This is a genomic window from Streptomyces sp. 5K101 (assembly GCF_046506645.1).
In the GTDB taxonomy this organism is placed as follows: domain Bacteria; phylum Actinomycetota; class Actinomycetes; order Streptomycetales; family Streptomycetaceae; genus Streptomyces.
Window position 1 is genome coordinate 166,809 of record NZ_JBKFFO010000014.1, and the last position, 18,716, is coordinate 185,524.

An 18,716-nucleotide genomic window follows, 5' to 3' on the forward strand; every position below is an offset into this window, starting at 1 on the left:
GTGATCACGCAACACCGTTCGGTCACAGTGGCTCCATGACCGATGTGACTTCCGCGAAGAGTGCCCGCCGTCCGCACCACTGGCGGCGGGACCTCGTCGAACTGGCCGCCCTGTTCACCGCGGTCGCCGTCGCCGACGCGATCGCCAACCTGATCGGACACGGTCCCGACGGCCCGTTCCTGCTCGTCGCCTCCGCGGTCACGCTGATCGCCACGGCGGCGTTCCACACATGGTGGGCACGACGCCACAGCCATGCGCCTCCCACGACGACAGCGCCGGACAGCGCGGCAGGCACAACGGACCCGGCCGAGGGGCCGGCACCTGCGCCGTCCGGCGACGAGCCGCGCGAGACCGCGCTGTGGCGGATGCGGACGACCGTCAAGGACGCCCCCGGCAGCCTCGCCGCCCTGTGCACCGCCCTGGCCCACCTCGACGTCGACATCCTGACCCTACAGACGCACCCGCTGGGCGACGGCACAGTGGACGAGTTCCTGCTTCGGGCCCCCGCCGGGCTCCAGGCGCAGCAGCTCAGCCGCGAGATCGCCGCGGCCGGCGGCACGCACACGTGGACCGAGCGAGCCGACGCGCACGACCTCGTCGACACCCCGACCCGCGTGCTCGGCCTCGCCACGCGCACCGCCCTCGACGCCGCGGAGCTGCCGCTGGCTCTGCGCCAGCTGCTCGGACGCTGCACCATCCGCTCGCGCCCCGCGCTCTCGCTGACCGGCCGGCCCATCGGCGATCTGCCGCCGGTGGAGGGCGTCCTGGAGGAGACCGTGATGCGCCTGCGCGACCCGAACGGCGGCGCGATCACCATCGAACGGCCCTACCTACCCTTCACCCCCACCGAGTTCGCCCGGGCCCGCGCGCTCGTGGAGCTGGACGCCCACCTCGGCCCGCGCATCCCGCACAGCCGGCACGTGCTCACCCTCCCCGAGGGCAACGAGATCACCGTCCGCCGCGCCGACCAGAGCGACGTGCGGGCGGCGCTCGCCATGCACGAACGCTGCTCGGACCGGACGCTGAGCCTGCGGTACCACGGCCCGGTCGGCGACGCCGACCGCTACCTCAACCACCTGCTCAGCCCGCGCTTCGGCCGCACGCTGGCGGTGCAGACGGCCTCGGGCCGGCTGGTCGCCCTCGGCCATCTGCTGTGGGACGGCGACGAGACCGAGGTCGCCCTGCTCGTCGAGGACGAGTGGCAGCGCCGCGGCATCGGATCGGAACTCCTCGGCCGTCTGGTGGCCCTGGCCGCCGAGGCCGGCTGCGACAGTGTCTACGCCGTCACTCAGGCGTCGAACACCGGGATGGTCGCCGCGATGCGCGGCCTCGGCCTGCCGCTGGACTACCAGATCGAGGAGGGCACCCTGGTCGTCACCGCACGGCTGGACGCGGTACCGGTGCGGCCTGCGATCCGTTACGAGCAGGCAGAGCGCTGACGACCTCGGCCACCGCGCCCGGGCGCCGGCCCCCCAGGGCGTCCTCCGGCCTGGCGCTGAGCGCCTCGGTCAGGTCCCGCCACAGGTCCTCGACGTCCTCCAGGCCGACCGACATCCGCAGCAGCCGGTCGCTGACGCCGTGTGCGCGCCGGTCGCCCTCGGCCACGATCCGGTGGCTGATGGAGGCCGGGTGCTGGATCAGGGTGTCGACGCTGCCGAGGCTGACCGCCGGGGTGATCAGCCGGACACCGGCGATCACCCCGTGCGGGTCGCCGTACACCTCGAAGGAGACCATCGCGCCGCCGATGCTCGGGTAGTGCACACGCGCGACCCGCGGGTCGGCGTCGAGCCTGCGGGCGAGGTCGGCGGCGGTGGTCGACGCGGCCCTGACCCGTACGGGCAGGGTCGACAGACCGCGCAGCAGCAGATATCCGGCCAGCGGGTGCAGCACGCCGCCCGTGGCGAACCGGACCTGGCGCAGCTTGCGGGCGAACTCCTCGTCGCAGGCCACGACGCCGCCCATGACGTCGCCGTGCCCGCCCAGGTACTTGGTCGCGCTGTGCAGCACCAGCCGGGCGCCCTCCTCCGCGGGCCGCTGGAGCACGGGGGTGGCGAAGGTGTTGTCGACGAGCAGCGGAACCGAGCCGCAGGCGTGTCGCACGGCGCGCAAATCGACCTCGGCCAGGGTGGGGTTCGCCGGGGTCTCCACCATCACGAGGCCCGTGTCGGGCCGCAGGGCCTCGGCGATCCCGGCCGGGTCGGTCCACGTGACCTCGGTGCCGAGCAGTCCGGCGTTCAGCAGATGGTCGCTGCAGCCGTACAACGGCCGGACGGCGACGACGTGCCGCAGGCCCATGCTCGCCCGGACCAGCAGCACGGCGGTGAGTGCCGCCATGCCGCTGGCGAACGCGACCGCGGCCTCGGTGCCCTCCAGCTTGGCGAGGGCCGTCTCGAACCGCGCGGTGGTGGGATTGTCCAGTCGCGCGTAGACGGGCGGGCCGTCGAGGCGGGCGCCGGTCTCGGCGAAGGCGTCGATTCTGGCGGCCTCGGCGGCGGCGTCGTAGGAGGGGTAGGTGGTCGAAAGATCGAGCGGCGGGGCGTGCAGGCCCAGCTCCGCGAGGTCCTCGCGTCCTGCGTGCACGGCTTCGGTGGCCAGGGCCCGGGGTGCGGACGTGGCCGCTGCTGCGTTCTCCATGGCGGCACTGTGAACAGCTACCGGGACGTAGCGATCCTTCTCCGTGCTACGTTCGGCAGATGGCTGAATCTGTCGCACTGGACCCGGTGGACCTGCACATCCTGCGCCTGCTGCAGAACGACGCCCGGACCACCTACCGGGAGCTCGCGGCGGAGGTCGGGGTGGCGCCGTCGACCTGCCTGGACCGGGTCGCCAGGCTGCGCCGCTCCGGCGTGATCACCGGCCACCGTCTCGCGCTCGACCCCGCCCGGCTCGGGCGCGGGCTGCAGGCCCTGCTGATGGTCCAGGTGCGTCCGCACCGGCGCGAACTGATCGGCCCGTTCGTCGAACGGATCCGGGCACTGCCCGAGTCGCTGGCGCTGTTCCATCTGACCGGCCCCGACGACTACTTGGTGCACGTGGCCGTCACCGACATGGCGGACCTCCAGCGGCTGGTCCTGGACGAGTTCACCTCGCAGCGCGAAGTCGCCCGCGTGGAGACCCGGTTGATATTCCAGCAGTGGGAGTGCGGCCCGCTGCTGCCTCCCGCGCAGGGGCGTCAGGCGTCCGACGCCGGTTGATGGTGACGCGGAGGGCCTTCGCGTACGAGGATGACCCCATGCCACCGACTTCCAGCAGCGCGCTGCCCCGTCAGGTCGCCGACGCCTATGTCGACGCACTCGTCGAGCTCGACCCGATCGCCGGAACATACCTGGGCGTCAAGGAGAGTTCCGGACTTTTGCCCGACTTCTCGCCGGCGGGTCAGGAAGAGATCGCCGGCCTCGCGCGCGCCACCCTCGACGCCCTCGACGCCGCCGAGAAGGTGCCGGGCGCCGACAGTGACGCCGAGCGGCGCTGCGCCCGCCTGCTGCGTGAGCGGCTCACCGCCGAGCTCGCCGTGCACGAGGCGGACGAGGGCCTGCGGACGGTGAGCAACCTGCGGTCGCCGGCGCACGCGGTCCGGGAGGTGTTCACGGTGACGCCGACGCAGACCGAGGAGGACTGGGCGGCGGTCGCCGAGCGGCTGCGCGCCGTGCCCCGGGCCCTGGAGGGCTACCGCGCCTCGCTGGCCCTCGGCCTCGACCGGAAACTGTTCGGCGGCCCCCGGGCGACCCGTACGTTCGTCGGACAGCTGACGGACTGGATCGGCGGCGGCCGCAGCTGGTTCGAGGACTTCGTCGCGGACGGCCCCGCGTCGCTGCGCGTCGAGCTGGACGTGGCGGCCCGCACCGCGACCGAGTCCCTGGTGGCGCTGCGCGACTGGGTGCGCGACGTGTACGCCCCCGCCGTCGCCGACGCGCCGGACACCGTCGGCCGCGAGCGCTACGCCCGCTGGGCGCGCTACTTCAACGGGACGGACCTGGACCTCGTCGAGGCGTACGCCTACGGCTGGTCCGAGTACCACCGTCTGCTGGCCGAGATGACGGCGGAAGCGGACAAGATCCTTCCCGGCGCGGGCCCCTGGGAGGCGCTGGCGCATCTCGAGGCGCACGGCGAGCACATCGAGGGCGAGGAAGAGGTCCGCGCCTGGCTGCAGAAGCTGATGGACGAGGCGATCGAGGCGCTGGACGGCACCCACTTCGAACTCGCCGAGCGCGTACGGAGGGTGGAGTCGCGCATCGCCCCGCCCGGCGGCGCGGCTGCCCCGTACTACACCGTGCCGTCGGAGGACTTCTCGCGTCCCGGCCGCACCTGGCTGCCGACGCGGGGCCAGACCCGGTTCCCGGTCTACGACCTGGTGTCGACGTGGTACCACGAGGGCGTGCCCGGCCATCATCTCCAGCTGGCGCAGTGGGTGCACGTCGCCGACCGCCTCTCCCGCTACCAGGCGACGATCGGCATGGTGAGCGCCAACGCCGAGGGGTGGGCGCTGTACGCGGAGCGGCTGATGGACGAGCTGGGCTTCCTGCGCGATCCGGAGCGCCGGCTCGGCTATCTCGACGCGCAGATGATGCGGGCCTGCCGGGTGATCATCGACATCGGCATGCACCTGGAGCTGCGCATCCCGGCGGACTCGCCGTTCCGTCCGGGAGAGCGGTGGACGCCGGATCTGGCGCAGGAGTTCTTCGGGAACCACAGCGGCCGCCCGGCGGACTTCGTGGAGAGCGAGCTGACCCGCTACCTGTCCATGCCGGGGCAGGCGATCGGCTACAAGCTGGGCGAGCGGGCCTGGCTGCTGGGCCGCGAGAACGCGCGCCGCGCGCACGGGGACGCGTTCGACGCCAAGTCCTGGCACATGGCGGCCCTGTCACAGGGCCCGCTGGGGCTGGACGACCTGGTGGAGGAGCTGTCGCGGCTATGACGTCCCGGCGGCTGACGTCCCGGCGGCGTCGGCTACCGGCCAGGCCCCTACCCGACGCCGCCGGCGGCTGCGCCCGGCAGCCGTCCGCGCCACCCACCGGGCAGTGCCTGGTGCGCCCGGCCGGTCAGCAGCCGGCGACGGGCTACGCCACCTCGGCCACGTCCACATGCTTCTCCCGTCCCTGCGCGAACTGGGTGCGGTACAGCTCCGCGTAGCGACCGTCGGCCGCGAGCAGGTCCTCGTGCCTGCCGCGCTCGACGATGCGGCCGTCCTCGACGACGAGGATCAGGTCGGCGGCGCGGACGGTGGAGAGCCGGTGGGCGATGACGACCGCGGTGCGACCCTCGAGCGCCTCGGCGAGGGCCTCCTGCACGGCGGCCTCCGAGGTGTTGTCGAGGTGGGCGGTGGCCTCGTCGAGGATCACCACACGCTGCTGGGCGAGCAGCAGCCGTGCGATGGTCAGCCGCTGCCGTTCACCACCGGAGAGCCGGTAGCCGCGCTCGCCCACCACGGTGTCCAGGCCGTCGGGCAGGGAGGCCACGAGGTCCTCGAGCCGGGAGCGGCGCAGGGCGTCCCACAGTTCGTCCTCGCTCGCGCCGGGCCGGGCGAGCAGCAGGTTGGCACGCACCGAGTCGTGGAACAGGTGCCCGTCCTGGGTCACCATGCCGAGGGTCTCGCGTACGGATGCGGCGCTCAGGTCACGGACGTCCACGCCCCCGAGGCGTACGACCCCGGAGTCGGCGTCGTACAGGCGCGGCACCAGCTGGGCGATGGTCGACTTGCCCGCCCCCGACGAACCGACGAGCGCGACGGTCTGGCCCGGCTCGGCACGGAAGGACACCTCGTGCAGTACCTCGGCGCCGCCGCGGGTGTCGAGTGCGGCGACCTCCTCGAGCGAGGCGAGGGAGACCTTGTCGGCGGAGGGATAGGCGAAGCGGACCTTCTCGAACTCGACGGCCACCGGCCCGTGCGGGACCTGGCGCGCGTCCGGCCTCTCCTCGATGAGCGGCTTCAGGTCGAGGACTTCGAAGACGCGCTCGAAGCTGACCAAGGCGCTCATGATCTCGACGCGGGCGCCGGCGAGCGCGGTCAGTGGCGCATAGAGACGGGTGAGAAGGAGGGCGAGGGCCACGACGGCGCCAGGCTCCAGGGAGCCCCGCAGCGCGTAGTAGCCGCCGAGGCCGTACACGAGGGCGAGAGCCAGGGCCGAGACGAGGGTGAGGGCGGTGATGAACGCGGACTGCGCCATGGCGGTGCGCACACCGATGTCGCGCACCCTGCGGGCCCGCGCCGCGAATTCGGCGGACTCCTCGTCGGGCCGGCCGAAGAGCTTGACCAGGGTGGCACCCGGGGCGGAGAACCGTTCCGTCATGCGGGTGCTCATGGCGGCGTTGTGCCCCGCGGCCTCGCGCTGCAGCCGGGCCATCCGCGCGCCCATCCGACGGGCGGGGACCACGAACACCGGCAGCAGGACCAGGGCGAGGAGGGTGATCTGCCAGGAGAGGCTGAGCATCACGGCGAGGGTGAGCAACAGCGTGACGACGTTCGAGACAACGCCGGACAGGGTGTTGGAGAAGGCCCGCTGGGCCCCGATGACGTCGTTGTTGAGACGGCTGACCAGGGCGCCGGTGCGGGTGCGGGTGAAGAAGGCGACGGGCATCCGCTGCACGTGGTCGAAGACGGCCGTGCGCAGGCTCAGGATCAGGTCCTCCCCCAGGCTCGCGGACAGCCAGCGGTTCAGCAACCCGAGTCCGGCCTCGGCGAGCGCGATGATCGCGATGATCGCGGCGATGCTCAGGACGGTGCCGGGGTCGGATCCCTCGACGATGGCATCGACGACCCGCCCGGCGAGTACCGGCGTGGCGACGGCGAGCAGCGCTGTGACCACGCTGAGCAGCACGAACTGCACGATCCGACGGCGATGCGGGCGGGCGAACCCGGCGATGCGGCGCAGTGTGGCGCGGGCGAACGGGCGGCGGTCCTGCTGCGCGTTCATCACACTGTGCAGCTGCATCCAGGCGGTGGTTTCCATGCTCATGGGAACGACGGTAAGACCTCGACCAAACTTCAGGTCAAGGCGGACACGTCGCACCCGGTCACCCCGCCGGCGCGGGCGCCGCCCGCTGCGCGTTCAGCAGCCGCAGTCGTCCGCGCCGACGGGCACCGTGAGCGGGTCGGCGTCGCGGGTGACGGTGCCCTGCCACGTCTCGTACGCAAGGCCCTCCCGCGCCCAGTACTCGAAGCCGCCGAGCATCTCCTTGACCTGGAAGCCGAGTTCGGCGAGTGCGAGCGCGGCACGCGTGGCGCCGTTGCAGCCCGGGCTCCAGCAGTACGTGACGACGGGAACGGACTTGTCGAGCAGGGACTCCGCCTGCTCGGGGATCAGCGCGGTCGGCAGGTGGACCGCGCCCGGCACGTGACCCTGGTCCCAGGACTCGGTCGAGCGGGAGTCGAGCACCACGAAGCCGGGGTCGCCGTCCGCCGCGAGGGCGGCGGCGACGTCGGAGACGTCGGTGTGGAAGGCGAGGCTCGCGCGGAAGTACGCGGCCGCGGTGGCGGGCGCGGCGGGCGGCACCCGCAGGACGGGGTTGGCGGCGGCGGTCTGCGCGGCGTGGTTCTGCGTCGTCGTCATGATCAGAAATCTAGGCTTCCCGGTCGCTTCCCTGAAGGGGAGATCCCCGGCACATCCCTTGATACGCCGGTGATTCCCCTGCTATCTCTCGGGGATGAGCGGATATTCACCGGACGCCACGGACTGGCGCATCCTCCACGCCCTCCAGACCCAGGGCCGGGCCAGCTTCGCCGAGCTGGCCCGTTCCGTCTCCATGTCGGCGAGTGCCGTCACCGAACGGGTGCGCAGGCTGGAGGAGGCCGGCGTCATCAAGGGGTACGCGGCGGTGGTCGACCAGGACCGGCTGGGACTGCCCATCCTGGCGTTCGTCCGCCTGCGGTACCCGAACGGGAACTACAAGCCGTTCCACGACCTGCTGGACACCACCCCAGAGATCCTGGAGGCACACCACGTCACGGGCGACGACTGCTTCGTCCTGAAGGTCGCCGCCCGCTCGATGCGCCACCTCGAGGAGGTCTCCGGGAAGGTGGGCGCGCTGGGGTCGGTGACGACGAGCGTCGTGTACTCGTCGCCGCTGCCGAGCCGGCCGATCAGCCGCTGACGGTCCGGCCCACCGGCCCCGCTCCCCCGTCAGTCCCCGGACCCGCCGGTCCGCAGCCGCACCGCGGAGCCGTGGCGCTCCTTGACGACCTCCAACTGGGCGCGAATGCGCCGCCGCAGGTCGCCGACGTGACTGACGATGCCCACGCTGCGGTCCCTCTCCCGCAGTGAGTCCAGGACGTCCAGCACCTCGTCGAGGGTCTGGTCGTCGAGACTGCCGAAGCCCTCGTCGATGAACAGGGTGTCGAGCCGCATGCCGCCCGCCTCGTCGGTGACGACGTCGGCGAGGCCGAGGGCGAGGGCCAGCGAGGCGAAGAACGTCTCACCGCCCGAGAGCGTCGCGGTGTCCCGCTCCCTGCCGGTCCACGCGTCCACCACGTGCAGCCCGAGCCCGGCGCGCTTCCCGCCGGTGCGGGCGTCGGAGTGCACGAGCGTGTAGCGCCCCGCCGACATGCGCTGCAGCCGGACGGTGGCCGCCGCCGCGACCTGCTCCAGCCGCGCGGCGAGGACGTACGACTCCAGGCGCATCTTGCGCTCGTTGTCGGCGGACGTGCCCGCGGTCAGGCCGGCGAGCCGGGCCACGCGGTCGTACCGCTCGCGCAGGGGGCCGAGCCGCAGGACCTCCCGCTCGGACTCGCCCGACAGCCGGTCCAGCGCGGCGCAGCGGTCCCGGGCGGCGGCGAGCCGGGACGCGGCGTCGCGCAGGCCCCGGTCGGCGGTCAGCGCGTCGGCCTCGGCCGACGCGGGATCCGCGGCGGGACGCTCGGCCGCGCTCCGGGCGTCGTCCTCGGCGAGCCGCTCGGCGACCGCGGCCTCCTCGGTGCGCCAGGCGTCGATCCGCCGCTGCATGTCGCGCTGCCCGGCGTCGCCGACGACGGCCGCTGCCGCGTCGGCCGGGGTGTCGAACCCGGCGCGGAACGCGGCATCGGCAAGACGGTCGTCGGCCTCTTTCCGCCGCTGCTCGGCGGCGTCGAGTGCGCGTACGGCCTCCACGGCGGCGGCGAGCAGCCCGACCCGGTGCTCGAGAACCGCGGCGCGGTCGGCAACGCTCGCGGCGTCGCCGCGCGCCCTGGCCAACTCGTTCTCCAACGCGGCCTGTTCCTGATCGAGCGCCTCCCGGCGCGATGTCCGGCCCGCAATACGGCGCTCCGCCTCCCGGCGCGCGTCGACCCGCTCCCGATGCTCGCGCTCGGCCCGCTCCAGGGCTTCCTGCGCCGCATGGACGCCGGAGGCGATGCGATGCGCCTGGGCATACTCGCACTCCAACTCATCCAGTGCCGCGCGCAGTTCGCCGACGGAGGGGTCCCCCATCTCCTCCCGCGGCCCGGGCACCCGCCCAAGGCGCGGCGCACCGGCGTCGGCGCCCAGGACACCGGAACGGTCCGGCTCACCGGCGTCCGCGGCGGCACCGGCACGGCCGCCCCGGACCGCCTCGACGGCCTCCGGCTCGCCACCCGGCTCCGCCGGGGAGGTCGGCACGCGCGACCGAGCGAGCTCCCCCGCGCCACCACGAGCAGCGACCTCCAGCGAGGCGCCATCCGACCCTCCCTCGCGGCGCCCCTCCCCGGCACCGCTCGCCGCGCAAGCAGCATCCGTCGCGCCGCAACGCGCAGCAAGATCCAGCACGGCGACGCCCTCGGGAACCCCGTGCCCCGCTCCGTCGGCGGCGACGACGAAGACGTCCGACGCGGCGCCGATCGCCCCGGGGACCGACACCGGCGAAGGCTCACCGGCGTCTCCGAGGCCACCGGAGCGATCCGCCTCATGGGCCCCGGGCCGGGGCTCGGCGGGCACCGCCGGGCGCGTCGAACGGGCGCGGGCGGCCGCCCTGGTGCGGGCCTCGTGGAGGACCGCCACGTCGCGTTCGGCCTCGGCCCTCGCCGTCTCCGCCCGCGCGCTCGCCGCGTACGCGTTCTCCTCCGCGGCGCGGTCCACATGGCCCGAGGCCGCGCGGGCCGGGGCCGGATGGGACTCGGAGCCGCAGACCGCGCACGGCCGGCCGGGCGTCAGCTGGGACGCCAGCTCCGCGGCGATCCCCAGCAGCCGGCGCTCCTTCAGGTCCAGCCAGGCCGCCTTCGCGCGGTTGGCACCCTCGTGAAGGGTGCGCAGACGGGTCTCGGCGCGCTCGGCACGGGCCGTCAGCTCGTCCCGTTCGCGCGCCGCGCTCAGCCGGTCCCGGGCCGGCTCCAGACGCCCCGCGAGCTGCTCCGCGCGGGTCGCCGCCTCCTGTGCCGCCGTGATCCGGTCCTGGTGGGAGCGGCGCAGGCCGTCCCACTCGGCGAGCCACGCGGTCGCCTCCTGGAGCATGTCCTCGTCCGCACGTGCCTGCCGGTCGAGGTCGGCGCGCTCGCGGGCGATGTCCGCGCTGCGCCGCTCCGCCCGGCGGGCCGACTCCAGACCGCCCAGTTCCTGGCGGAGCGTGCGTTCACGTCCGAGGAGTTGCTCGGCGCCCGCATCGGCCAGGTCGGCGGGCAGGCCGTCCCGCGTCCGCTCGCGCTCCGCGGCCGCCGCCCGGTGCGCGCGCTCGGCCTCTTCGCGCAGCCGCAGCGCGGGCCCGACCAGGTCCGCCTTGCGGGCCCGCTCCAGGTCTGCGACGAGCGTCTCGTGTCCGGGCCGCGCGGCCTCCAGGGATTCCGCGCGGCGCCGTGCGTCGGCGTACCGCTGCTGGAGGCGGGCCAGGTCCCGCTCGGCGTCGAGCACGTGCCGGGCCGCCGCCTGCCGGGTCTCCGCCGCTGCGGCGGCCTGCTCGGCGACGGCCAGTCGCTCCCGTGCGCCGGCCCGGGTCACGGCCGCCCACTGGAGGACGGCGGCGGCGAGCCCCGGATCGCCCGGCTGCTGCGCGGGCAGGGACTGGCCGTCCGCCGCGTCGGCCGCGGCCTGGGCCATGCGGTGGGCCAGTGCGAGCAGCCGCTCGTCCCCGGCGCGCACCTGCGCCTCGGCCGCGCGCCGCAGCTCGGCGAGGCGTTCTTCCACGGCGGCGAAGCGGCGCGTGTCGAAGAGGCGTCCGAGGAGCTTGCCGCGCGCCTCGGCGTCGGCGCGCAGGAACCGCGCGAAGTCGCCCTGCGGCAGCAGGACCACCTGGCAGAACTGGTCACGGCTCATGCCGAGGAGCTGGGTGATCTCCTCGCCGATCTCCTGGTGGGACTTGCTCAGCGGGCACCATGCGCGGGCCTCGGTGTCGTACTCGCGCAGCAGGCTCTGCGCCCGCTCGGTGACGAAGCCCGTGCCGCGCGCCTTGGGACGGGGCTGTGCGGGCCGGCGGGTGACCTCCAGCCGCCGTCCCCCGACGGTCAGTTCGAGCCGGACCTCGGTCGGCTTGCCCACCTCGGCGTGGTCGCTGCGCAGCGAGGTGCCGGGACTCTGCCGTGCGCCGGGCACGGCTCCGTAGAGCGCGAAGCAGACCGCGTCGAGGACGGACGTCTTGCCCGCGCCGGTGGGGCCGTGGAGCAGGAAGAGCCCTGCGGCGGAGAGCGTGTCGAAGTCGACTTCCTGGGTGGAGCCGAACGGCCCGAACGCCGTGACGGTCAGCCGGTGCAGCCTCACCCGGCCACCTCGCGCACACCCGCGTCCACCCGGACGTCGTCGAACGCCCCGTGCAGCACGGCGCGTTCCTCGTCGTCGGGGACGCTGCCGCCGCGCACGTGGGCCACGAAGTCCTCCGCGATCTGCTGGTCGGTGCGGCCCCTGAGCCGCTGGGCGTAGGAGGCGGTGCCGTGCTGCTCGGCGCGCTCCGGGTCGAAGGCGAGGCTCAGGGTGTGCGGGAAGCGCTCGGTGAGCCGTGCCATCGGATCGGTGGGCCGCACCGCGTCGGTCAGGGTGGCCTCGACGAAGGAGTCCTCGTGGCGCGCGAGCGCGGGGTCGTCGAGCAGCTCGCCGAGCGTGCCGCGCAGCCGGGCGAGGGGCCGGGGCGCGGGACAGTCGACGCGCTCGGCGCGCACGTCGCCCCGCGCGTCGAGGTCGACGAGCCACATGGTCTTGCGGTGGTTCGCCTCGGAGAACGAGTACGCCAGGGGCGAGCCCGAGTAGCGCACGCGCTCGGTGATGGTCTGGCAGCCGTGCAGGTGGCCGAGGGCGACGTAGTCGACGCCGTGGAAGACGGCCGCGGGCACGGCGGCGACTCCGCCGACGGTGATGTCGCGCTCGCTGTCGCTCTCCTCGCCGCCGGCCACGAAGGCGTGCGCGAGGACGACGGAGCGCGTGCCGGGCTCCCGGCCGGCGAGGTCCTGCCGCACCCGCCGCATGGCGGCGGCCAGCACCGGCTCGTGCGCGGGCTTCGCGGCCCCGAACTGCTCCTTGACCAGCGCCGGTTCGAGATACGGCAGGCCGTAGCAGGCCACCGGCCCGTGAGCGTCGGCGAGCAGGACGGGGGTGCCGCAGCCCGCGGGGTCGGTGCGCAGGTGGATGCCCGCACGGTCGATGAGGCCGGCGCCGACGCCGAGGCGGCGGGCCGAGTCGTGATTGCCGGAGATCATCACGGTCGGCACGCCGGCCGCGGCGAGCCGGTGCAGGGCGTCGTCGAAGAGCTCCACGGCGGCGAGCGGGGGCACGGCCCGGTCGTACACGTCCCCCGCGACGAGCACCGCGTCGACCTCGCGCTCGCGGGCCGTCGCCACGAGGTGGTCGAGGAAGGCGGCCTGGGCGTCGAGCATGCTCACGCGGTGCAGCGACCGGCCCAGGTGCCAGTCCGACGTATGGAGGAGTCTCATGATCGGTGAGCGTATCGGCGGGGTCGGACAATGCGGGTGGGTTCACGCATCTCCGTACGCTTCCCCTCCCAGCTCCAGCACGGCCGTGCCGGCGGTCACGTCGGCGAGCCAGGCCCGGAAGGCGTCGACGTCGGCGTCCGGGAGGCCGATGTCGATGGTGACGGCGTCCGTGTAGGTCACGCCGCGCACGTCCCGGCCCGTGGCCCGCAGGTCGTTCTCCAGCTTGCCCGCGCGCTGGTGGTCGACCGTGACGGTGGCCAGCCGGAAGCGCTGCCGGGTGACGGTGCCGAGTGCGTCGAGGGCTTCGCCCACCACTCCCCCGTACGCCCTGATCAGCCCGCCGGCGCCGAGCTTCACGCCGCCGTAGTACCGGGTGACGACGGCGACGACGTACCGCAGTTCACGTCGCAGGAGCATCTGCAGCATGGGCACCCCCGCGGTGCCGCCCGGCTCGCCGTCGTCGCTCGCCTTCTGCACGGCGGCGTCGGCGCCGATGACGTAGGCGTAGCAGTTGTGCGTGGCGGTCGGATGCTCCTTGCGGATGCGCGCGACGAACGCCTGTGCCTCCTCCTCGGTCGCGGCGGGCGCGAGCGAGCAGAGGAAGCGGGAGCGGTTGATCTCGCTCTCGTGGACGCCCTCGCGGGCGACCGTCCGGTACTGGTCCTGCATCCCGCCACCCTATGCGCCGCCGTCCGGGGCCCACTCCCCCGGGGAATGATCGGCCGGGGTGTGCCGGTTGTCCCCGGCATGTACGCAGACGCTGAGACGATCCGCAGAATCCTGACCTCGACGGGCGACACCTGGGCGGTGGTGGGCCTGTCGACCAACGAGTCGCGCGCGGCGTGGGGGGTGGCCCGGGTGCTCCAGCGCTACGGCAAGCGCGTCGTGCCGGTGCATCCGAAGGCGGAGACGGTCCACGGCGAGCAGGGCTACGCGTCGCTCGCGGACATCCCGTTCCCCGTCGACGTGGTGGACGTGTTCGTGAATTCCGCCCTCGCCGGCAAGGTGGCCGACGAGGCGGTGGAGGTCGGCGCGAAGGCCGTCTGGTTCCAGCTGGGCGTGATCGACCCGGAGGCGTACGCCCGTACTCGCCGGGCGGGGCTCGACATGGTGATGGACCGCTGCCCGGCGATCGAGATCCCGCAATTGGGGTGACGCCCCGGCCGGCCGCGGGGCACGTCCACCGCGGCCGGTACTAGATCCCGAGCCCCTCGATGACCACCGCGCCCGGCAGTGCGGTGAGCGCCTTGCCCGGCACGATGAGCTTGCCGCGACGGCGGCCGCTGCCGATGAGGACCCATGCGGTGCCGGCGACCCGGGAGTCGATCAGCAGCGGCCAGTCTGCGGGCAGGCCGATGGGGGTGATCCCGCCGTACTCCATGCCGCTCTCGCCGGTCGCCGTGTCCATGGACGCGAACGAGGCCTTGCGGGCGCCCAGTTGCCTGCGTACGGCACCGTTGACGTCGACGCGGGTGGCGGAGAGGACGACGCACCCGGCGAGGGTGGTCTCGCCCGAGCGCTTGCCCACGACGACGACGCAGTTGGCCGACTCGTCCAGCAGCTCCTGGCCGTAGTGCTCGACGAAGGCGGCGGTGTCGGCGATCTCGGGGTCGGTGTCCACGTAGATCAGCTGGTCGGCGGGGACGTCCCCGTGCCAGGCGCGCACGGCCCGGGCGACCGGTGCGGTGAGCTCGTCGAGGCAGTCGGGGGCGGGCCGGGCGTTGTCGAAGTTTCCGATGGGTGCGCGCATGTACCGCACGCTAACAGCGCGACGCGGGACCGGGTCCGGGTGTCTCGGCGCAGCCGATGGGCGTCGTGCCGCCGCCGGGCTCACTGGACGTGGACTCCAGCTCGGCGAGCGCCAGGAGTTGCTCGGGCGTGACGCCTTCCGGGATCGGCACGGGGGCGGGCGTCCGCAGCGGCGGCTGCCAGCCGTCCACCGGGTTCCAGCGGCGGACGACACGTGCGGGCGCCCCCGCCACCACGGCGTGGTCGGGCACATCGCCCCGTACGACCGCGCCCGCGGCGACCACGACGTTGCGGCCGAGCCGGGCGCCGGGCAGGATCACGGCGCCCGTGCCGAGCCAGCAGCCCGGCCCGATCTCGACCGGCTCCATGCGGGGCCACTGCTTGCCGACCGCCTGGCCGGGGTCGTCGTAACTGTGGTTGGTCGACGTGATGTAGACGTACGGCCCGCAGTACGTGTCCGAGCCGATGGTCACCCGCGTGTCGGCGATGACGTGGCTGCCGCGTCCGAGGACGACGCCGTCGCCCAGGGTCAGGACCGGGTCGGGCCCGAGGTCCAGGTCCGGCATCATGCCGGCCGTGAGCGTGACCTGTTCGGCGATGATGCAGTGGTCGCCCAGTTCGATCCAGCCTTCACCGAAGACGGTCCCCTGCGGGAAGGCCAGCCGGGTGCCGTGGCCCAGCCGTCTGAAACGGAGCCGGCCCGGGTGCTCGGCGGTGACGGACCCCGCCTCCTGCACCCAGCGCCAGCCGCGGTGGACGGCACGCGCGAGAACACGCCGCCGCCAGACGGTCAGCGAGGAGAACGTGTTTCTGTTCTTCGGCACCCGCACACGGTAGTCGGCCGCCCGTGGCCCGATCCGCGCGCCGGGCTGTGACGTTCGCCCCAACCGGGCCGGCGCACCCTGGCCGTCCGGCCCGCGGCGAGGTCGCTTACGGTGCAGGCAGGCGCGGCACCGATCACCGAGGAGACACGGCATGGCGGAGCGGGCACTGATCGCGGGCGTGGGTGGCAAGGAACCGAGCGTCGACCCGGACGCGTTCACCGCGCCCACGTCGGTGGTGATGGGCGAGGTGACGCTGGCCGCCGGCGCGAGCGTCTGGTACCAGAGCGTGCTGCGCGGGGACGGCGGTCCGATCGTGATCGGCGCGCAGAGCAACATCCAGGACAACTGCACCGTCCACGTCGACCCCGGTTTCCCGGTGACGGTCGGCGAGCGGGTGTCGGTCGGCCACAACGCGGTGCTGCACGGCTGCACGGTGGAGGACGACGTCCTGGTCGGCATGGGCGCGACGGTCCTGAACGGCGCGCACATCGGGGCCGGTTCGCTGATCGCGGCCCAGGCGCTGGTCCCGCAGGGCATGCGGGTGCCGCCGGGTTCGCTGGTCGCGGGCGTCCCGGCGAAGGTCCGCCGGGAGCTGACGGACGAGGAGCGCGAGGGCATCAAGCTGAACGCGGCGGTGTACGTGGACCTGGCGAAGGAGCACCGCGCGGCGCACGGCGGGTGACCGCAGGACCCGGTTCCTTCCGTACCCACCGGACCGGCGCCCGGCGTGCGCGCCCAGCGGCGCACGCCGGGGCAGCCCATCCGGTGCGACGGTCTCAGCTGTTGGGGCGCAGGGTCCAGACGATCGTCATCTCTCCGGTGACGGCGCCGTCCTCGCGCTGGATGCTGATGTTCACCGGGAACTCGGGGCGCTGCCCGGCGTCGAGCTCCTTGACGACGTCCGCGACCGGGCGGGCGAGCGTGGCGGTGGCCGTGACGACGCCCATGGCGAGCTTCTTGTACCCGATCTCGGCCTTGACCGCGAGCGGCACGGCGCGGCTCAACTGGTCGCCGAAGGCGGTGAGGACGATGGCGCCGCTCGCGGACTCGGCGAGCGTGAACATGGCACCGGCGTGCGGGCCGCCGACGTGGTTGTGGAAGTCGGCCTGGTCCGGCATGCGGAGGACCGCCCGCTCCGCGGTGGTCTCCAGGAACTCGAGGTTGAGGGTCCGGACCATGGGAACGGTGGCGGCGAGCATCTCGCCGATGGACATCTGGTCTGCGCTCATGAAGCCGCATGTTACCCACGAGTAGGGCCGTTTGACCATCCCCTCGGCGGGGATCGAGGCGGGGGGGGCGGGCGTGGAACCGCCGTCGCGGCACCTCTATGGTTACTCGCCATGTGGCCAGGACAGCAGCCGCCCGGGGGCGAGCAGAACCCGCAGGACCAGAACCCGTACCAGCAGCCGGGGTACCAGCAGCCGAACCCCTATCAGCAGCCGGGGTATCAGCAGCCCAACCCGTACCAGCAGCCGACCGCGCCGCAGTACGCCGTACCCGGTCAGATGCCGGGCGCGCCCATGCCGCCGCAGGACGACAAGAAGAAGACGACGATCGTGGCGATCGTCGCGGCGACCGCCGTGGTCGTGGCCGCCGCGGTCACGGGCTTCGTCGTACTGAAGAACGACGACCAGGGCACGTCCGACAAGGGCGGCGGCACCACCGCGTCCAAGACGCCCAGCGGGGACGCTTCGTCCGAGCCCACGCCGTCGCCTTCGGTGGACAACCCGCGCGACGGCAGTGACGCGAAGCCCACCATCGCGGGCTGGAAGGTCGTCACCAACCCCAAGCACGGTACCCAGTTCGACGTCCCGCCCGAGTGGGAGGTGGCGGGGTCGGGCATGGCGCACGGCTTCGAGGACGAGAAGAAGGGCGACGGTTCCGCCGTCGTCATGATGAGCGCTCCGGCGTACTACAAGAGCAAGTGGTGCGAGTTCGACACCGACAAGGACGGCAAGCTGGAGGACTGGGGCCTGTCCACCGTCGGCACCAAGGGCGGCAAGGGCGCCAAGAGTGCGGCGGAGGCGGCGTACAACGAGGCCGGCAACTGGGTGTGGGCCGGCTACGCGCAGACCGAGCCCAAGGGCACGGTCAAGATCACCAAGGCCAAGGACTACACGACCACGTCCGGCCTGAAGGGCAGCGTGGCCACGGCCACGGCCCTGGGCGTGAAGAAGGAGAACAAGTGCGAGACCGACGGCAAGTCGATCGCCTTCTCCTTCAAGGACCCCGCGGGTGACTTCAAGAGCTGGGTGCTCTACGCCAACACCGGCGTCAAGGACGAGGTCGACGACGCGACCATCCAGAAGATCCTCAGCACCGTGCGGCTGGTCGAGCCCACGCAGTAGGGCACCTCGCACCGCCCCGGCCGTGCCGGCAGCGCCGGCCGCGGCCGGGCCCCGCCGGCGCAGGCGGGCGGCCGGCTCAGCCGACGCTGAACGCGCCGTCGGGCGGCGGCGGTGAGGCGACCGCGTCCGTGTCGTGGACCGGGCGGGCGTCGCCGGTGAAGCGCGTCAGGGCCTGGCCGTACTCGACGCGGGCCGGGAAGGCGTCGGCCGCGACCAGGCGGGTGAGGCGGGCGACGTCGATCGGCTCGTGGGAGGCGACGAGCACCGCGTTGCCGAACCTCCGGCCCCGCAGCACGGCCGGTTCGGCGATCAGCGCCAGCTCCGAGAACACCTCGGCGAAGGTGGCCAGTTGGGAGCGCAGGAAGGCGAAGGGCGCACCGTCCGCCAGGTTCGCCGCGTACGTGCCGCCCGCGCGCAGCACGCGCTCCACCGCCCGGGCGTACTCCAGGGACGTCAGGTGCGCGGGGACGCGCGAGCCGCCGAACACATCACCGATCACCACGTCCGCGCTGCCGGCCGGTGCCGCCTCCAGCCAGGCCCGCGCGTCCGCGGCGTGAACCGTGATCCCGCTGCCGGGCGGCAGGGGCAGGTGTTCCGCGACGAGCGCGACGAGGCCCCGGTCGGCTTCCACCACGTCCTGGCGCGCGTCCGGCCGGACCGCCGCGATCCGGCGCGGCAGGGCGAGAGCGCCGCCGCCGAGGTGCACGAAGGCAGGAGCCTGCACACCGTCCGTCGCCCGGTCGACGACATGGGCGAGCCGGCGCGCGTACTCGAACTCGAGGTGCGTCGGCTCGTCCAGGTCGACGTACGACTGCGGCGCGTCGTCGACGGTCAGCAGCCAGGCCCGGTCCCGGTCGACGTCGGGCATGAGCTTGGCGGTGCCGCGGTCGACGTCGCGCAGGACGGAAATCTGCTCGTTCACCGCTCCATTGTGCCGGGCGGGCCGGGGGGGCCCGCCGCCCGGGTGGGGCCCCCCCCCCCCCCGGCACAACAACCCCGGGA

At 73.6% G+C, this 18,716-nt stretch carries 17 protein-coding genes; 7 read left to right on the forward strand and 10 right to left on the reverse strand.

All coding sequences use genetic code 11. The annotated features are described in order from the left end of the window. The first annotated feature begins 35 nt into the window (after positions 1 to 35). On the forward strand, positions 36 to 1,439 hold the full coding sequence (locus tag ACLB9X_RS25760; RefSeq protein ID WP_410362771.1) for a GNAT family N-acetyltransferase: 1,404 nt from the start codon (positions 36 to 38) through the stop codon (positions 1,437 to 1,439). Here the strand turns inward: ACLB9X_RS25760 and ACLB9X_RS25765 are convergent. Next, a complete protein-coding gene (locus tag ACLB9X_RS25765) occupies positions 1,375 to 2,634 on the reverse strand; it encodes a trans-sulfuration enzyme family protein (protein ID WP_410362772.1) in 1,260 nt (419 codons plus the stop codon). The two genes, ACLB9X_RS25760 and ACLB9X_RS25765, sit on opposite strands and share 65 nt — an antisense overlap. Positions 2,635 to 2,693: 59 nt before the next feature. Here ACLB9X_RS25765 and ACLB9X_RS25770 point away from each other — a divergent pair, with 59 nt between their 5' ends. Continuing rightward, entirely contained in the window at positions 2,694 to 3,194 is a 501-nt protein-coding gene (locus tag ACLB9X_RS25770; protein ID WP_410362773.1) for an Lrp/AsnC family transcriptional regulator, read from the forward strand. Positions 3,195 to 3,232: 38 nt separating this feature from the next. Further along, on the forward strand, positions 3,233 to 4,915 hold the full coding sequence (locus tag ACLB9X_RS25775; RefSeq protein WP_410362774.1) for a DUF885 domain-containing protein: 1,683 nt from the start codon (positions 3,233 to 3,235) through the stop codon (positions 4,913 to 4,915). A 142-nt stretch (positions 4,916 to 5,057) separates the two neighbouring features. On the opposite strand, the gene ACLB9X_RS25780 is transcribed toward ACLB9X_RS25775, so the two are convergent. Both ACLB9X_RS25780 and ACLB9X_RS25785 read right to left on the reverse strand, forming a co-directional pair. Next, a complete protein-coding gene (locus ACLB9X_RS25780; protein WP_410362775.1) occupies positions 5,058 to 6,953 on the reverse strand; it encodes an ABC transporter ATP-binding protein in 1,896 nt (631 codons plus the stop codon). Between the two features lie 93 nt (positions 6,954 to 7,046). Further along, a complete protein-coding gene (locus ACLB9X_RS25785) occupies positions 7,047 to 7,547 on the reverse strand; it encodes a rhodanese-like domain-containing protein (protein ID WP_410362776.1) in 501 nt (166 codons plus the stop codon). Positions 7,548 to 7,641: 94 nt separating this feature from the next. Between ACLB9X_RS25785 and ACLB9X_RS25790 the strand changes: the two genes are divergently transcribed. Further along, positions 7,642 to 8,088, forward strand: a complete 447-nt coding sequence (locus ACLB9X_RS25790) for an Lrp/AsnC family transcriptional regulator (RefSeq protein ID WP_410362777.1) — start codon at positions 7,642 to 7,644, stop codon at positions 8,086 to 8,088. Between the two features lie 29 nt (positions 8,089 to 8,117). On the opposite strand, the gene ACLB9X_RS25795 is transcribed toward ACLB9X_RS25790, so the two are convergent. From ACLB9X_RS25795 to ACLB9X_RS25805, 3 genes are read right to left on the reverse strand one after another with little or no spacing between them, the layout of a single operon-like run. Further along, positions 8,118 to 11,630, reverse strand: a complete 3,513-nt coding sequence (locus ACLB9X_RS25795) for an AAA family ATPase (RefSeq protein ID WP_410362778.1) — start codon at positions 11,628 to 11,630, stop codon at positions 8,118 to 8,120. Continuing rightward, positions 11,627 to 12,793, reverse strand: coding sequence for an exonuclease SbcCD subunit D (locus ACLB9X_RS25800; RefSeq protein ID WP_410362779.1), 1,167 nt, complete (start codon positions 12,791 to 12,793; stop codon positions 11,627 to 11,629). The genes ACLB9X_RS25795 and ACLB9X_RS25800 overlap by 4 nt, the downstream gene beginning before the upstream one ends. A 42-nt stretch (positions 12,794 to 12,835) precedes the next feature. Next, complete coding sequence (locus ACLB9X_RS25805; RefSeq protein WP_410362780.1) at positions 12,836 to 13,462, reverse strand: YigZ family protein; 627 nt, start codon at positions 13,460 to 13,462, stop codon at positions 12,836 to 12,838. Positions 13,463 to 13,540: 78 nt separating this feature from the next. Between ACLB9X_RS25805 and ACLB9X_RS25810 the strand changes: the two genes are divergently transcribed. After that, complete coding sequence (locus ACLB9X_RS25810; RefSeq protein WP_410362781.1) at positions 13,541 to 13,948, forward strand: CoA-binding protein; 408 nt, start codon at positions 13,541 to 13,543, stop codon at positions 13,946 to 13,948. 40 nt (positions 13,949 to 13,988) lie between these two features. Here ACLB9X_RS25810 and ACLB9X_RS25815 read toward each other — a convergent pair whose 3' ends face one another. Both ACLB9X_RS25815 and ACLB9X_RS25820 read right to left on the reverse strand, forming a co-directional pair. Beyond that, entirely contained in the window at positions 13,989 to 14,543 is a 555-nt protein-coding gene (locus ACLB9X_RS25815) for a YbaK/EbsC family protein (protein ID WP_410362782.1), read from the reverse strand. 10 nt (positions 14,544 to 14,553) lie between these two features. Beyond that, positions 14,554 to 15,366: an acyltransferase gene (locus ACLB9X_RS25820; protein ID WP_410362783.1), complete on the reverse strand. Its 813-nt coding sequence runs from the start codon at positions 15,364 to 15,366 to the stop codon at positions 14,554 to 14,556. A gap of 151 nt (positions 15,367 to 15,517) precedes the next feature. Between ACLB9X_RS25820 and ACLB9X_RS25825 the strand changes: the two genes are divergently transcribed. Beyond that, positions 15,518 to 16,048 carry a gamma carbonic anhydrase family protein gene (locus tag ACLB9X_RS25825; RefSeq protein ID WP_410362784.1) on the forward strand — a complete coding sequence of 177 codons (531 nt, stop codon included), beginning with the start codon at positions 15,518 to 15,520 and terminating at the stop codon, positions 16,046 to 16,048. A gap of 94 nt (positions 16,049 to 16,142) precedes the next feature. On the opposite strand, the gene ACLB9X_RS25830 is transcribed toward ACLB9X_RS25825, so the two are convergent. Next, entirely contained in the window at positions 16,143 to 16,580 is a 438-nt protein-coding gene (locus ACLB9X_RS25830) for a DUF4442 domain-containing protein (protein WP_410362796.1), read from the reverse strand. Positions 16,581 to 16,706: 126 nt separating this feature from the next. Here ACLB9X_RS25830 and ACLB9X_RS25835 point away from each other — a divergent pair, with 126 nt between their 5' ends. Further along, on the forward strand, positions 16,707 to 17,714 hold the full coding sequence (locus tag ACLB9X_RS25835) for a hypothetical protein (protein ID WP_410362785.1): 1,008 nt from the start codon (positions 16,707 to 16,709) through the stop codon (positions 17,712 to 17,714). A 76-nt stretch (positions 17,715 to 17,790) separates the two neighbouring features. Here the strand turns inward: ACLB9X_RS25835 and ACLB9X_RS25840 are convergent, their stop codons facing one another. Further along, positions 17,791 to 18,636: a spermidine synthase gene (locus ACLB9X_RS25840; protein ID WP_410362786.1), complete on the reverse strand. Its 846-nt coding sequence runs from the start codon at positions 18,634 to 18,636 to the stop codon at positions 17,791 to 17,793. Between the last annotated feature and the right edge of the window lie 80 nt (positions 18,637 to 18,716).